The 16,097-nt window shown below is 54.3% G+C and carries 12 protein-coding genes; 4 read left to right on the top strand and 8 right to left on the bottom strand.

The annotated features are described in order from the left end of the window. The first annotated feature begins 20 nt into the window (after positions 1–20). Together C5Y96_RS14560 and C5Y96_RS14555 are read left to right on the top strand one after the other, a co-directional pair. Positions 21–1,067, top strand: coding sequence for a ferrochelatase (locus C5Y96_RS14560; protein WP_105354657.1), 1,047 nt, complete (start codon positions 21–23; stop codon positions 1,065–1,067). An 11-nt stretch (positions 1,068–1,078) separates the two neighbouring features. Beyond that, a complete protein-coding gene (locus C5Y96_RS14555) occupies positions 1,079–1,687 on the top strand; it encodes a hypothetical protein (protein ID WP_105354655.1) in 609 nt (202 codons plus the stop codon). On the opposite strand, the gene C5Y96_RS14550 is transcribed toward C5Y96_RS14555, so the two are convergent. The 4 genes from C5Y96_RS14550 to C5Y96_RS14535 form a co-directional block, all read right to left on the bottom strand. Next, positions 1,669–2,175, bottom strand: a complete 507-nt coding sequence (locus C5Y96_RS14550; RefSeq protein ID WP_105354653.1) for a PH domain-containing protein — start codon at positions 2,173–2,175, stop codon at positions 1,669–1,671. The genes C5Y96_RS14555 and C5Y96_RS14550 overlap by 19 nt on opposite strands. 44 nt (positions 2,176–2,219) lie before the next feature. Beyond that, positions 2,220–3,233, bottom strand: coding sequence for a flotillin-like protein FloA (floA, locus tag C5Y96_RS14545; protein ID WP_105354651.1), 1,014 nt, complete (start codon positions 3,231–3,233; stop codon positions 2,220–2,222). Between the two features lie 161 nt (positions 3,234–3,394). Beyond that, positions 3,395–4,978, bottom strand: a complete 1,584-nt coding sequence (locus tag C5Y96_RS14540) for an aldehyde dehydrogenase (NADP(+)) (protein WP_105354648.1) — start codon at positions 4,976–4,978, stop codon at positions 3,395–3,397. 37 nt (positions 4,979–5,015) lie between these two features. Then, positions 5,016–5,882: a fumarylacetoacetate hydrolase family protein gene (locus tag C5Y96_RS14535; protein ID WP_105354646.1), complete on the bottom strand. Its 867-nt coding sequence runs from the start codon at positions 5,880–5,882 to the stop codon at positions 5,016–5,018. 704 nt (positions 5,883–6,586) lie between these two features. On the opposite strand from C5Y96_RS14535, the gene C5Y96_RS14530 reads away from it, so the two are divergent. Further along, the gene (locus C5Y96_RS14530) at positions 6,587–7,648 is read left to right on the top strand and encodes an HD domain-containing protein (protein WP_233198970.1); all 1,062 of its coding nucleotides are present in this window, start codon (positions 6,587–6,589) and stop codon (positions 7,646–7,648) included. Between the two features lie 6 nt (positions 7,649–7,654). On the opposite strand, the gene C5Y96_RS14525 is transcribed toward C5Y96_RS14530, so the two are convergent. Next, positions 7,655–9,058 carry an RNA polymerase sigma factor RpoD/SigA gene (locus C5Y96_RS14525; protein ID WP_158261241.1) on the bottom strand — a complete coding sequence of 468 codons (1,404 nt, stop codon included), beginning with the start codon at positions 9,056–9,058 and terminating at the stop codon, positions 7,655–7,657. A 361-nt stretch (positions 9,059–9,419) separates the two neighbouring features. After that, positions 9,420–10,856, bottom strand: coding sequence for a zf-HC2 domain-containing protein (locus C5Y96_RS14520; protein ID WP_105354639.1), 1,437 nt, complete (start codon positions 10,854–10,856; stop codon positions 9,420–9,422). A gap of 578 nt (positions 10,857–11,434) precedes the next feature. Between C5Y96_RS14520 and C5Y96_RS14515 the strand changes: the two genes are divergently transcribed. Continuing rightward, positions 11,435–14,413 carry a secretin N-terminal domain-containing protein gene (locus C5Y96_RS14515; RefSeq protein WP_158261240.1) on the top strand — a complete coding sequence of 993 codons (2,979 nt, stop codon included), beginning with the start codon at positions 11,435–11,437 and terminating at the stop codon, positions 14,411–14,413. Here the strand turns inward: C5Y96_RS14515 and C5Y96_RS14510 are convergent. Both C5Y96_RS14510 and C5Y96_RS14505 read right to left on the bottom strand, forming a co-directional pair. Beyond that, on the bottom strand, positions 14,410–14,862 hold the full coding sequence (locus C5Y96_RS14510; protein ID WP_105354634.1) for an acyl-CoA thioesterase: 453 nt from the start codon (positions 14,860–14,862) through the stop codon (positions 14,410–14,412). The genes C5Y96_RS14515 and C5Y96_RS14510 overlap by 4 nt on opposite strands. Before the next feature lie 44 nt (positions 14,863–14,906). Beyond that, complete coding sequence (locus C5Y96_RS14505) at positions 14,907–16,067, bottom strand: DNA topoisomerase IV subunit A (RefSeq protein ID WP_105354632.1); 1,161 nt, start codon at positions 16,065–16,067, stop codon at positions 14,907–14,909. Positions 16,068–16,097: the final 30 nt, after the last annotated feature.

Raw genomic sequence — 16,097 nt, 5'->3', positions numbered from 1 at the left:
CACGCAACCAGCCAAGCCATATGATCAAGCCACCCTACGATGCTTTGCTCGTCCTTTCTTTCGGCGGCCCCGAGAAACCGGACGACGTGATTCCCTTTCTGGAAAATGTTCTTCGCGGTCGCAACGTTCCACGAGAACGGATGCTAGAGGTCGCCGAACACTACTATCACTTTGGCGGCAAGAGCCCGATCAACGACCAGAACCGAGCGTTAATCGAGGCACTGAACTCGGAACTTACTTCGCACAACATCCCCCTTCCCATCTACTGGGGAAATCGCAACTGGTATCCATTGCTACCTGATACCATTCAGCAGATGTACGACGACGGCCACCGCAAGGTACTGGTCTTTGTGACCTCCATTTTCAGCTCCTACTCGGGCTGTCGTCAGTACCGTGAAGACATTCAACGAGCCTTGCATGAACTGAACTTGGCCGAGGAGATGTCGCTCGACAAAATACGGACGTTCTACAATCACCCCGACTTTATCGAAACGATGGCCGATCGCGTTCGCGACGCTATCGGCGAACTGCCCGAAGAGGGTTCCGACCAGCGGAAAGTGCTGTTCACCGCACACAGCATCCCAAACGCGATGGCCGCCACTTGCGCCTACGAGAAACAGCTAACTGAAAGCTCTCGCTTGATCTCGGAAGCCGTGGGAATTGAGGATTGGTCGCTTGTTTACCAAAGCCGGAGCGGCCCTCCGCAACAACCATGGCTCGAACCGGACGTATGTGATGTCATTCAAGAAATCGCCGATCAAAATTCAGCACGCCAGGTCGTGATTGTGCCGGTTGGCTTTGTCTCAGATCACATGGAAGTTATCTACGACCTGGATGACGAGGCCGCCAAACTATCTCAGAAAGTTGGTATCACGATGGCCCGGGCCAAGACTGCCGGAACCCATCCAACGTTTGTGAGCATGATCCGCAAGCTGATCGAGGAACGCCTTGGTATGATTACCGAACGGGAAGCGATCGGCAACTTTGACCCGTCCCACGATGTCTGCCCGGTCGACTGCTGCAAATACGAACCGCGTCGACCTGCCCCTGGTCCACCAACGGAGTAAGCCACGTAATCATGCATCGGATTCTGATCACTGCTTTCGAACCTTTCTTGCAGTACCCGACCAATGCATCGATGCAGATCCTTACCCATTGGGCCGAAGACAATCCAGGCTCCGAGCGAGTTGCTGTTACGACCGACATACTGCCGGTTAATTATGCCCTTACGGAGCCGCGGCTGGACGAACTGCATGCAGAGCCGTTCGACTTTGCCCTACACCTGGGGCAGTCACCACGAATCGAAGAGTATCAGCTTGAGATGGTGGCACTCAATCTAAAATCTGACCCCATCACACCCACTTCACCACTCAGCACGACAGGCCCGACTGCATTTACCAGTCAACTCCCACTCGACTCGTGGTGCCAAGTGATGCGTAAGCAAGGTCTGCCTACTTCCGTGAGCTTTCACGCAGGCACCTACCTTTGCAATGCAACCTATTACTGGTCAACGGAAACCTACCGGCAACGCGGACTATCCAACCGTAGCCTGTTCGTCCATGTTCCCCTGATCGACATGAACGACGCCAACGCCGAGAACGCAATACGCCGAGGCTCACGTATGCTCGAAAGATTAGTGCGACTGATTGAAACGCACCTGGATTCCGTTCAAACGTCACTAGCCTGACGGGCGTGGATCTCTTTGAACCCGCGATAGGTCATCGATGCTTTCTGGCACGCCGTGCGAAAGCCTTCGGGGTAGGGGACCCCAGGCAGCCAGAAGACTTCTTCTTCCCCCTGAAAGAAAACGAGATCGGCAGATCGAAACCAAGCCTGACCAGGCTGCTGACGAACTTCGATCTGATCAAACGCATCGAGCGCGATCTGTCGCTCCATAACCCCCTGCACGCCCCGCTCGACATTTACGTGACGGTTGGTGATCCGATATCGCGTTCCCACTACCGGTAAGACATTCCAGAGGTAAAGAGGAATGGCGACGGGAATCGACAGCAACACAAACAGATTGCCCACGCTGAAAAAAGAAACGCCAGTTTTGTTCGTATACAGCCTACCGAGAAACTGCCCGATCTTTGTCGCCGATACAGACGGCCAGACAATCAATGCCGTCGACTCTTGTTGAGAACTGAGTGAAAGCCCAGCGATGGCTTGTTTCATAAATGTGGTCCCCACCTGATGGTGGGCCAAACAACTTTCTAATTTCAGCCTGCCTGACCGTTTTCGGCCTGGGTATGCATCTTGCCGCTGCGGAAGGCTTCGGCCATAGCCTTGGGAACCTCGGCTTCAGCAAACACGAGCTTGGCACGATTCATGGCAACCTTCGCCTTGTTTTCCTGTTCGGAGGCGATCGCCTCAGCACGACGCTGCTCGGCTTTAGCACGGGCCACGCGCGTATCCGCTTCGGCCTGATCGTTTTGCAGACGAGCCCCCACGTTCTCGCCAACATCGATATCCGCAATGTCGATCGAAACAATCTCGTACGCAGTATGCGCGTCGAGACCACGGGCAAGCACTGCCCGGGTAATCACGTCGGGGTTCTCCAGCACGTGGGTGTGATGCTCTGAAGAACCAATCGCAGAAATGATACTCTCGCCCACACGGGCGATCACGGTTTCTTCCGTCGCACCACCAATCAGCTGTTCGAGCGAAGTTCGTACAGTTACCTTGGCACGCACGCGAAGTTCGACACCATTCTTGGCGATCGCACTAAGGGTGCTCTTGCCGCTACGACGCGGGTCGGGGCATTCGATCACCTTGGGTAGCACGCTGGTCTTCACGGCGTCGACCACGTCTCGACCGGCGAGGTCGATTGCGGCAGCTCGATCGAAATCGAGGTCAATCCCAGCGCGCTGTGCGGCGATGATGGCATGGATCACATTCATCACGTTGCCGCCGGCCAGATAATGGGCTTCCAGCCGCTTCGTACTGATTCCGCTACGGCGATCGATATCGAGGCCCGACTGCTTCGCCATAATTTTCGCTTTGACGATCAGCCGGCTATTCACCTGGCGAAGACTCATCCCAACCAGGCTCCACAGCGAGACATCGGCACTCGACATATACGCTTGAAACCAAAGCTGGCCGTAGTTCAGCAGCACGATGAGAATCACAATGCCGAAAACGATCAGCATGAATGTCGCCAGAGCGTAGACGTACCACATGGTTCCGCCGGCAGCTTCGTCGGCTTGGGCAAAGAGCATCAATGCGTCATTCATGGGTGGTGTTCTCACTTGCAGACGTTGCACAAGGGATGGAGCATCATCGAATTAACTGCTGGCAATCATAACGGATCCCGCTGCACGACTCCAGCAATCCCCCAGGCGACTGCTGGATTTCGTGAGCAGCCGTTCCGCAGGCCCTATGATCATCGCCCGATCTAGCCGATGCTGTCTTGAGTCCATGCCCCGTTCACCAATCGCCAAGTCTTGCCGGTTGGGTTCTCGTCCCGAAGCTCTCGCGGCAGGCGATTAGGACGAACGTTGTCAAAACACTGCAGCATAGCAAATCGATGGATCGACGCCGGAATCCCCACCGCGGTAAAGACAGGATGCCCTGTCGCCGGAAACGGGCCACCATGATTCATCGCGGTACTCACAGCAACGCCGGTTGGCATCTTATCGTTGATCAAACGACCGACCTTTGGCCGCAAATGATGGGCGACCTGATCGTAGGCAGGGTCATCGCCGCCGGCAGTGTCCGAGTAGATCGTCCCGGTCAGGTTTCCTTCGAGCGAGTCGATCACCAGGCAGATTTCCGCTAGGTTCTTGGCCTTCACAATCAACGAGCAGTTGCCAAAGGCCTCGGTTTGAAATACTTCGGCGTCGGCCAAAAACTTCTCGGCGGTTGTCGAAAGCAACGTGTTCGGGCAGGTATATCCCTGCGAAGAGCCATCGCCACTGCCACTGGCTTCGACATCCGCACCAGCGTCGATCAGAACTTTTAGGTTCTGAGTGAGCCCCGCTTCCACCCCCTTGGTCAGAAGCGTTCCACTGGGGGCCTTTGCAAATCCCCCTTTGACTGCTTCGATAAACTTGGCCGATTGGTCATCGTCCAACAGAATCACAAGCCCTGGGTTGGTGCAAAACTGCCCAGCAGCCATCAAGCAACTCGTTTGAAACTCGCCGACCAATGCGTCGCCTCGTTCTGCCAGGGCACCTGGCAGAATCACGACCGGATTCACGCTCGACATTTCCAGATAAATCGGTTTGCCGACCTTGTCGGCGGCTTCCTTCAGTTTCAGACCGGCCGTCTTGCTGCCGGTAAACCCAATGGCTCCGAGACGAGGATCGGCCACGAACTTCAGGCCATCTTCGTTGGCCATATGATAAATCAACTGCACTGCGGCCGGTGGAAGCCCCGATTCATCGGCGGCTTGATGCGCGATTTTCACCAGTTCGCGAGTCGTCCCAGGCTGAGCCGGGTTGGCCTTCACAATGACAGGGTTCCCAGCGGCAATCGCAGCGGCGAAATCACCCCCTGAGGCCCCACTGAATGCCAACGGGAAGTTATTGGGGCCAAAGACGGCAACAGGACCGATACCGGCAAAGTAAGAGCGGATTCCAGCCGCCGTATCAATCGTCGCCGCTCGCCAAGACCCATCAACGGCTGCTGCAGCGGCGAGGCGAAGCTGATTGATCGTTCGCGGCATTTCGACGTCTAGCAAACGGGGCGAGACCGGCAAGCCGCTTTCCACATTGGCCAGTTCACAGATCGCTTGCTTGCTTTGATCGAGTAGCTCCGCGAACCGATTCAGAAACAGCTCCAGCTTTTCGACCGCCATGCCACGCATCTCCTGGAATGCGGTTGCCGCGGCAGTTAGCGCCTCGTCGACGTCATTCCAGGTGCTGATCGGGTACTGCTGAGGGAGTGCCTGTTTGGTTGCGGGGTTCTCGGCCTGAAACGTTTCGTTGTACTCAGCGTCTCGCCACTTTCCACCAATGAGAACCTGTTCTGCCGCCATGAATCCAATCACCTTTCCCGATGCGTTACGGTCTATGTCACCCCTGCACAATCTCGCTGGTCAGGGTGCCAATTCCTGAAATCTGTATACTCACAATGTCTTGCGGAAGAAGAGTGAAATCGTTGTCAGGCACGATCCCCGTCCCCGTCAACAAGAATGCTCCGCGTGGAAAGTGCTGATCTCGGAAGAGATACTCAACCAAACCTTCCAACGATCGGGCCAACTGATCAAGGCTGGTATCCCCCTGGAAGACCTCGTTGCCGGCCCGGACGATACTCAACTGCACTTTGACTTGGGAAAGTTCTGAATGCTCCTTCCAATACTCGGAGGACAGAACAACCCAAGGTCCTAATCCGCAACACTGGTCATAAACTTTTGCTTGCGGAAGATAAAGGGGGTTCTCTCCTTCAATGTCGCGACTGCTCATGTCGTTGCCAATCGTAACACCGACGATTTGCCCGCGAGAATTCAAGGCTAACGCGAATTCAGGCTCGGGGACATTCCACTTGGAATCCTTACGAATTCGCAAAGTCTGCCCCGCTCCGGTAACTCGACCAGGGGTCGCCTTAAAGAAAAGCTCAGGGCGAGCCGAAGCGTACACCCGATCGTAGCAATCGGCGGCAGCTTCCGACTCTTCCATTCGTGCCGTTTGACTACGTTTGTAAGTCACGCCAGCAGCCCACACCTCCTGTTGGTCGATCGGGGGCAGCAGAACGACTTGGTCCAGGGGAACCGTTTCTTGCGCATTGGCAAGTAAGGACTCGACCTTTTGCACAGGATCATCCGCATCGAGTATTTCGAAGAGGCTGGTGACATCCTGGGGGGCAAACTGAACCACTTCACTGTCACGCACCATGCCAACCGCTGGAGTCCCGTGTGTTCCGATAAACTTTGCAAGGCGCATAGGTATTAATCTTTCGATGAATGGAGAGAATATCTTTCGCCGCATTCTACCTTTGGGGCGATAGCTAATGTAGATGACCGGACGCCCCCAATCGCTGCCCCGGAATTAGGCACAGCGGGCGCGCATCCGTAGCATTGGTTATGAAGAATTGGGGGCTTCCAAGCCCGGGACCGGCCATGCAGCGTCGCTAACTCTCGCTACAGTCAGTGCCTACGACAGGTGGCCAAAGTGTGACCACCTAAGGGTTTATGGTACGCGGCATGCAGTTTGCTTTGACGGTTATGTCCGCGACTCAATGGCCACAGTCTCCTTTCTTGTTATCTGCACCCATGGCTAATACGGCCAAAGTTCCAGTTTTGCGAACTCCTTGAGATAACCCCAACAAGGACCTTGCCGCCTTTGCTGTCGCGAGGAGCTATCTTGCGGCTGACGTGCGCACCGTTGCCGGCCGGTGATTTGGTTGTCGGGAGAGGGCACCTGGTTGCCGGATCGGCGCGGTGCGACGTAGCCTACCTTGGGAATTGTCTCCGCGTTTTCTTCGCGAACCTTTTAGCTTGGTTTGTGTATAATGCTTCTAACCGTTCTGATGTCGACCAGAACACTCTAACCATCAAAACCCGTCGACTCGTCAGCCAGCCAAGCTGACTATCTCTATGACACAACCGTCGAAATTGCGACGCCAGATTGCCCATCAGGCTGCGCGCATGCTGTACGACCGTCAGGAATCTGAGTATTACCACGCCAAGATGAAAGCGGCCCGCCGCGTCCAACGTGGCTGGGTCAAAGAAGCCGACCTTCCCACGAACGCGGAAATTCGCGACGAGGTCCAATCAATGGCACGAATGTTCGAGGGAGATAACCGCCTCGATCACCTGCTGACGATGCGTCTGGAAGCCTTACGCATGATGAAGGTCCTGCAGCGGTTTCGCCCTAAGATCGTTGGCAGTGTCCTCACAGGGCATGTCCGCAAAGGCTCAGACATCGACCTGCATGTTTTCACCGACAGCATGTCCGCGGTAACCGCGACCCTGGAAGCAGAGGGAATCCGCTACGATGTACAACGGAAGCACGTCAACAAACCAGGTGCCGAAGGTATCTACACGCATATTCACATTCGAGAAGAATACCCCTTAGAACTCACGGTGCGAGCCACGAAAGAGGCATCGATCGTTTCCAAAAGTTCAATCACCGGCAAGCCACAAGAACGGATGAGCATCGCCGAGTTCGAACAGTTTTTGGCCGAGACTTACGACGAAATCGAATATGCCGAAGGGCTCGCGGCCGTCGAAAACCAAGTCGATCGTTTTCTTCAATATGAAGCTCTATTATTGCCCCTAGAAAACGTCAAGCAGAGCCCTAAATGGCACCCGGAAGGGGACGCACTGTATCACAGCCTTCAAGTGTTCGATCTTGCTAGAGACCATTTGCCATACGACGAGGAATTCCTGCTTGCCGCTCTGCTACATGACGTGGGGAAGGGGATTGATCCCCACGACCACGTTCAGGCCGGCCTGGAAGCCTTAGGAGACGAGATTACCCAACGAACGCACTGGCTTATTGCCCATCACATGGAAGCGTCCCTGGTCGTCGACGGGACGATCGGAGCGAGAGCGAAACGTCGCCTGAAGGAGTCGGAGGATTACGAAGAACTCATCCTGCTTGCCCGTTGCGACCGTGAAGGGAGAAAAGTTGGCGTCGAAACATCGGAACTGGAAGAAGCGATCGACTATCTGCGTCAACTTTCCTACGAATGCGACGCATGGTGACCCGTCTTAGAAAGTAACCGGCTCGTCAATCCAATCCTTCAGCCCTGCGCAGGCACTCGACTTACGGAGCTTACGCAGGGCCGCTATTTCGATTTGCCGAATTCGTTCGCGGGTCAACGAGAAGGCCTGACTTACCTCCTCGAGTGTCTGCGCTCGACCGTCCGAAATGCCATAACGCCGGCAGAGGATCTCTTGTTCCCGAGGAGTCAGAATACTAAAGACACTGGCCAGTAGACTTTGCACCGTCTCACGACTAGCTTCCGAGAAACCCGAAACCTCATCTCGCGCTGGAAGCATATCGGCAAACTCGTCGTCATCGTATGGTTTGACATCCAGCGACATCGGGCCACGCACCAGGACGTCGACCTGCAGTACATCGCGTTCGGAAACTTTGGCAAGACTAGCCGTCTCTTCAATCGTTGGGTCGCGATTCTCTTCTAGTCGGAACTGAGCCTTGGAAGACTGAACGTTTTGAATTCTCTCCTGCATTCTCGCCGGAACGCGGATCAGCTTGGCCTGTTCGGCGATTGCCTTGAGAATTGCCTGGCGAATCCACCAGGTACCATACGTGGCAAACTTAAATCCAAGTGATTCGTCGAATTTCTCAACCGCTCGAATCAGTCCGACATTTCCTTCCTGAATCAAATCCAGGAAGCTCAGTCCGCGATTTCGATAGCTCTTGGCAATGGATACTACCAGCCGCAAGTTCGCAGCAACGAGCTCCTTTTTAGCCTGGCAGTACGTTTCATGAGCTTCACGGATCTTTGGCCACTGGAATGCAAGCGTCCCTGGCGTTTCTTGGTATAGCTCAAATATCTCGAGTGCTTCTGGTGACACAGGCATATCGAACATCGGTCCCGGAACACCGTCAGGCGGAAGCTCAAGCGACTCTAGCAACTGCTCAATCTTGCGATGCCATTCCGGAAGAAATTTCTCTCGCAGCCCGAACGACTCAAGAAAACATGCCGTGGCATGACGGCGACGCATGAGGCGTTCAATGGCACGCTCACGCCGTTGAGGCGTTTCCTCTTCCGTCCGCATGGCGACAGAAATATCGTAGCGATTGCGATGCGAGGATTCGGCAAGTTGCTCAATGACTTCCCGTACCTGGCTTTGCAACTTCGCCTTTTGCCCTGGCCCACTGATGGTGACTTCCAAAGTGCGATCCAGACGGCGACTCCCTTCAGAAACTTCCACCAGAAGATCACACACCATCTGTGTGACAATTCCACACCCGAATAAGCGGCGTAGGTAGCTTCGACGCGATTGGGCGACACGCTGGGTCAGGGCTTGCTCTTGCTGAGGAGTCAACCGAGCAATCTTCCCCATCTCAACGAGATAGGTACGTAGCGATTCAGAGTCGGAAATTTGGGGTTGCTTCGCTTTATCTTCGGACAAAGTGTCAGACACTCGTGGAGTTTTCGACCGACGCGCAGCAAACGAATCAGCACTAGAAATGGAATCGGCAATCGCGGATTCTTCCTGACTTCCCACGATGCTGCCGCTTCCCTCATTCATCTTCGACGTTTCTCCCCTTCGGTTGGATAGGCTGCCTGGATATTCGTCCGACGAACATCATTATCCAACGCGGCTTTCCGTAATGTCATGACAGGCAAGCTGGCCTTGGCTGCCACTGCCACGACAACGTCATTCTACGCAGTCAGTCTCGCAAAGAAAGGATTTTCACCCCCCGAAATACCCAGATCGCGACCTGAGATCGGTTTTCCGTAACTGATCGAAAAAAGAAACTTAGAAGCAACTCTAGGAAGTCCTAGAGGTTTTCTGCTTCGACAACCAAATAGAGCTCGTAAGCCGAGAGGCCTTCACGTCCCACATTTTCCAGACGCGGAGCAAGCGATTCATGCTTCTCTTTTAGTCGCATCAATTCTCGACCTGCCAGCTGCCCGTTTCCGTCTCGATCGAATTCACCCAACAACGTTTTGGTTAGATCGTACGACTGAGGATTAAGAATCTTCTGCTCCCAACCCTTTAACACCAGCTGGATGTGGTCTGCCGAAAGAGCGAACTCGAGACGCGACACCTTGCCGTCGCGAGAGCGATCCAAAAGTGCGTGCCACTGCACGAGTTGCTGCGATAGCGAAGGAGCGCCCATCGCCGCAAAGCGAGCGTTGGATGAAAAGTCTTCTCGCGACCAGACACCGTCTCCATTGGCATCCAAGCGATACCAGGCCTTGCGAAGTCCCTCGCTCCCATTCCAACGAACTGCTGCGACGGACATGTGAAATTCGGCAATCGAAATCTTTTGATTCATATCCTGGTCGATCGCAATCAATGCTTCTTCGCTCAGGGCAGGAACGGCCCCTTCGGTCTGCATGAAGCGAAACCATGACTGTTGGGCTTCGGTATCGGAAACCTGACCATCCTTATCGAGATCTGCCCAGGCAGAAATCTCTTCAGCCACGTCATCCTGTTTGAAACTCGTCAATTCAACACGATCTAAACCTGGATCTTCCTGTGGGTCGAGGTTGAACACGCTACGAGCCAGAGAACCAGGACGCTTCATCGTTGTATCGGGCTTGGGCATTTCTCCTGGCTTAGTACGCACATTCACCCGAATCCCAATCGGATTTCGCTCCTTCGTCGTATCTTCCATGGGAGTGATTTCCATGGGAGGATCACCCTGGCTGTTGGCGAGTTCGTCGACCGTGGGGAAGGGGGAATGCTTCGGCACTTCAGACGAATTGCCAGCGGCTTGCTTGACATCTGGGGTCGCAGGATTCCCGTTCGGCTTCACATCAGGGGGGAGGACAGGGTCGTTCTGGGCGATCATCGGATCATTACCAGAACCAAACATTCCGGCCTGATAGGCAATCCCTAAGCCTGCGGCAATCAATAGACAAGCCGCGATGGCAATCCAAGCCGACGAGTATGACGACTCCTTCTGACGACGACGGTTCACAACCGACCGGTCAGGCGAAGTAGCCAGGGTAACCTCGGAAGCAACCGGGGCTTGACCCTGTTCCTGCTGCCGCTGCGCGATTTGCGCCATGATACTGAGAGAGAAATCTCGCGGCATAGCGACTTCCGGCAACGTGCGAACTACGTTAACGGTTTCAACCAACTGGTGATACCGACGACGCCACTCAGGGGAGTTAGCCAGCTGAGCCTCAATTTGCAAACGCTCTTCTTCTGAAACTTCCCCATCCAGGAAAGCCGAAAGAAGTTCGTCATTGAGTTGCAAATCCATGGTTCTAAGGCACCTACACGCCCGACTCTACTAAACCAAATTCCACATAACCCATTATCACACAGAGACTTAGGGCATATGAAACAATATTGCGACAACAAAAGTGTCGTTGCCTGAATACGTAGATGGCCTTGTAGCGACGAAAGTTCCCCAATTCCAGTTCAAAACTTCCGGCATTTTGAGGGATAGCGAAGACAGCACTGACATCGCGAAAACTGTGCCTTCTTCCCAGCTTGCCTCTAACGTAGAGTCTTCAGCACATCACACAAGAACCAAACCAAGAAACCAAAGCACTTTTTCGTTCGTCTTATGTCATGACGGATCTCCGGGGAATTTGATACCACACCAATTTAGGGGAATTTCCTGGCAATTCGTTTGAACCCAATCGAATGACCAAAGATAATGAACCCGTCTTGATCACTACCCATCGGCTGACTGTTCAGCGACTCATCCCAACCAGAAGCCCCATGATTTTTCGGCTATCCTCTGCATTTCGATGCGTAGGACTATGCTTCGTTGTTATCGCCCTGACTTGTCTTCCAGGTATATCCCGGGGGCAGGAAGATGCGGTTCCACAGATGCAGTCCGGTGCAATCCAAGTTCGTCCCGAAGGTGGTCCGCGTATGCGCGGTCCACGTCCTTCCCCTGGAGGCGAACAACCGAAGCCCGAGCCAGGACAGCCAGAGCCGAAAAAGGAAGAGGGAAAACCAGACGACAATAAGGCAGAAGCAAAGCCCGGTGAAAATCCAATGGGAGGCTCAAAGGGCCCCATCCAACGTAAAGACGAGCCTGAACAACCTTCCGATCCAGAAGAGCTAAAAGTTCGTCCTGATGAGCGTGGAATGGTTCGCTTCAACTTTCGAGGCCAAGCCTGGCCCGATGTCTTAGACTGGCTGGCCGATATCTCAAACACTAGTCTCGATTGGCAAGAGCTCCCTGGCGACTATCTCAACCTGACCACCCAACGAGCTTATTCGGTCGATGAAGTCCGCGATCTTCTAAATGAACGCCTGATGACGCGCGGCTATACCATCTTGCAGCAACAAGAAGGGTTCGTTGTCGCCAAGCTCGAAGGCCTGAATCCGGGGCGTGTTCCCCGAGTCCATTCGGAAGATCTGCGTCATCGCGACGCGCACGAGTTCGTGAAAGTCTCCTTCCCGCTCAGCTGGTTGATGGCCGAAGATGCCGTGGAAGAATTGAAGCCTATGCTGAGCAAGCACGGCTCGATGTCAGCTCTCGCAACTTCAAACCGTTTGGAAGTTTTGGATGTTGTCTCGAACCTGCGCGAGATTCAGCATGTGCTGCAGGAAGAACAGTCGTCCGAGGTTCGGTCCTCCAAGGTCCACGAGTTCTTCCTACGCTATACGCGAGCCGAAGATGTCATGGCTCAACTGGAATCGCTACTTGGTGTCAGCAAGTCAGGAGGCGGGGGCATGTCGGCCATGAATCCGCAAATGATGCAGCAGATGCAACAAATGCAGCAGCAAATGATGCAACAGATGCAGCAGCAGCGTCAACAACCAGGTGGAAGTAGCGGCGCTCGCCGGCGATCGAACACACCGGACGACATTCACCTGGTCATCAACTCGCGGCAGAACAGCATCATCGCTCATGCTCCGCCGGACAAGATCGTGGTCATTGCCGAAGCGGTCAAGATGTTCGATGTCCCGCCGCAACCGGGCGCAACCATTGGTGCCAACTTTCAGCGGGTCAAGGTGTTTCGGCTTGCCCAGTTAGATCCGAAAGCACTACAGGCCATGCTGCTGCAGGCCGGTAACCTCGATCCCACGACGCAATTAGTTGCCGATGACAAGAACAAAGCGTTGATCGCTTACGCAACCCCAGCCGACCAAATCACCATCGAGGCGCTGATTAGCAAGCTGGACGGGACCGGTCGACAGTTCAAGGTAATCCGTCTTCGTCGACTTCAGGCTGACTACGTGGCCGGGTCGATCCAGTTCATGATGGGAAGCGAGGAAGAAGAAGAAGACAGCAGTTCACGCCGCGGATATTATTCGTTCTACGGCTATGGTCGCCAGCAAGAGGACACCAAGAGCAAGGACAAGTTCCGCGTCGATGCCGACGTGGTTAATAATCGTCTGCTACTGTGGGCGAATGAGGTCGAGCTCGAAGCAGTCGAAAACCTGCTCGTACAACTCGGTGAGATCCCATCCGGAGGTGATTCGCAGCGAGGCCGTTTGCGAACGCTCGACCTGGGTTCCAGCCAGTCGGCCCAGGATTTGATCAAGAAGCTGAAAGAGGTCTGGCCACAGCTTTCGTCGGCTCCTTTGAAAATCGAAGTTGCCGAACCCAAGAAGGTGCCAGAACCCAAACCAGAACCAGAACCCTCGAAGCCCAAAGAAACCGAGCAAGAGAAACCAGAAACGGATAGCGCGGTAATGCACCAGCATGGCATGACAGTTCCAGTTCATCTGGCTGTCGCCACACAACAAGAAGATGCCGATTCGCAAGAGGCCGACACTGCTGACGACGACCTTCTAGAAGGACTCTCGCAAGAAGAACTCAAGCAGAAGTACTTCCCACAAGCCGCGACCAAGAACGAAGAGAAGAAGCCAGGCGGCGACCAGCCGGTGGTGATTCAAATCGACGAGAACGGTCGAATGACCTTGTCGTCAGAAAACCCTGCCGTCTTGGACCTGCTGGAAGACATCCTTTTGGAGATCACTCCCCCTGCCAAAGATTACGAAGTCTTCACGCTAAAACATGCCCCGGCCCTGTACGTGTCGTGGAACCTGGAAGACTTCTTCGAGGAAGAAGAGGAGAAGGACACCAACGCCCGCTCGCCATGGTTCTGGGACTTTAACCAACAAGAGGAAAAGGAAGATCCTCGACGCCTGTCGCAAAGGGCTCCCATTAAATTCCTTGCCGATATCGATACCAACACGATCCTCGTGCAAAATGCAAGTGCCGAACAGTTGGCAACCATCCGTGAATTGATTGAACTCTACGACAAGCCGGAACCTGTTGCCGAACAATCCAAACGACTCAATGCGACGTACGCCGTTCGCTATTCGCGAGCTACCGCGATCGCCGAATCGGTTAAAGAAGTTTTTCGCGATCTGCTTTCGTCCAATGACAAATCGCTGCAAGCGCCCCCGCAACAACAAGGGGGTGACCGTGAACGCAATGACGAGCGTTCCGCCAGCGACTACGTCTCGCGCAGTGGATCCGCCTTTCGCGGCAAGCTATCGATTGGCGTCGACGACATCTCCAACACCTTGCTGATCTCGACCGAAGGGGAGAGCCTGATGACACTGGTGATGGACATGGTGAAGCGAATTGATGAATCCGCCAAGCAGGTTTCCACCGTGCGTGTCGTGAACCTGAAAACAGGCGTTGGCGGAGATCAGTTCCGCGAGCTACTCAATCGCCTGCTAGAAAAGACGGATCCTCAGTTGCTTCAACAACAGCAACAGCAGATGCAAAATCAGAACGGACAGCCAGGCGGTCCCCAGCCCAATCAGAACGGGCCAAGGGGACCAAGAAACGGGCAGCAGAATCGCGGCCAACCTGTAGGCTTCGACGCCAACAATTAAAGCTCGCGGCCTTCGGTTTGGCCGATCAGCTTTCGCACGTCTTCGGGAATGACGATCGGTCGCTGATTCGCGTAATCGAAATAGACGACGCCAGATTCGCCATCGGCGACGATTTGTCCTTGCTCGGTGCTGTAGACGAGATGCTCGACTTTCATGCTCGTCCCACCCAGCTTGACCATCCGGGCACCAATCAGCACGGTATCAGGATACCGAAGTTGCTTTCGGTAATTGCAGTTCACGGAAGCAAGGATTGGCCCGCACCCTGTTGCTGCCATGACCGGATTCAGGCCTGACACCTCCAGGTAGCGAACACGAGAAGTCTCGAACCAGCGTATGTAAACCGTATTGTTCACATGCTGAAACGAGTCCATGTCTCCCCACTGCACAGGTACCTGTGCCACGGCGGGAAAATCTGCCAACTCTGGCGGGAGTTCGCTTCGGTCGATCATGCCTTCTCCGATGGTTTCGATGAACTTTTCGTTCGATCGAATGTTTAGTCTAACCAGGAACGTTCCGCTAAGCGTGCCGGGACATATTCCTCGGTCACATAGCTGACCCCTTGGCTAATCAATGCTTCGACTTCCAACTTGAAGCCATTCTCGAGCATCTTTTGAATCTCTTTTTGCCAAGACTTCTTTTGCTCGAACCAGGGGTAACTGGCAATCTGCTTGGCGCGTTTTCTATCAGAATCATTCAGGGCGATCTGAACGCTGGGAGAAAGATTGCAGCGTTCGTAGTCGATCGAACGAAGCCCGATGAACTTGGCATCAGGCACTGCCATACGCTTTGATTCGTAGGCCAGGTTGATCGAGCCTTGCTTGATCACACTGTAAATGTAATACCCCCACGGGTCGTTATCGAGCACGCAGTAAATGGGCAGATTGAGTTCGGTATTCAAACGCGATAGAAGTCGCCGCACACCCCTCGACGGTTGTCCGCCACCGTGGGTCAGGATGCAATTGTGTGTCTTCCAGAACTTGTCCTCATTGAACCGCTGCCAAACGGTACCTTTTTCGACATGTAGGACGAAATCTGCACTGCACTTCACGAACTCAATCGTTTCCGGCTCGACGATCGAAGGAATTCCATATCCACCGCTCCCCATACGCGAGCAGTCGATCTCGTCTCCCTTATCGCGGAGAACAATATTGCCAACCATGTCCCCCTTCTTTTGAGCATACAAGTGCAGTTCCTCGCGGAGGACGTTCAGCAGCACTTCCACGTCTTCGATGATCGGATCGCTCTCGGCCTGATCGGCGAACGTTTCTTCCTTGGTGCCTGCGATGGTGTGCTTCAGCAAGTAGTAGAGACCTCGGATGCTGGTCGACTTCCCCTCGTCGATCAGCTTCTTGCAGCCACTACCGACGAGCATCGTCTGCATGTAGCTTTTGGCCTGGTTCAAATTGAACAGTTGCCGCCCCGTCGTATTCTTGCCCATCTCGATGATGCGCTGTGACTTGTTGTAGCGAACGTTCGATAGGCTACGCGTAGGGATGTCCATCTTTGGATCGCGAACGCGACCTGCGGCAGCGACCACACTGTCGGCCAGGCCAACCAACTGTTTGAGCGTATGGACGTCTTTCTTCGATAAATCAACCTTCGCCTTGCTATCCGTCTTGGGTGCTGCCTTCTTGGGGGCTTTCTTCTTGGCCATCCGCTGCCGCCTGATCGTATAAAGTTACAA

This window comes from Blastopirellula marina (assembly GCF_002967715.1).
Classification (GTDB): Bacteria; Planctomycetota; Planctomycetia; order Pirellulales; family Pirellulaceae; genus Bremerella; species Bremerella marina_B.
Note: the sequence above shows the minus strand (reverse complement) of the source record. Positions and strands in the feature narration are given on the sequence as shown.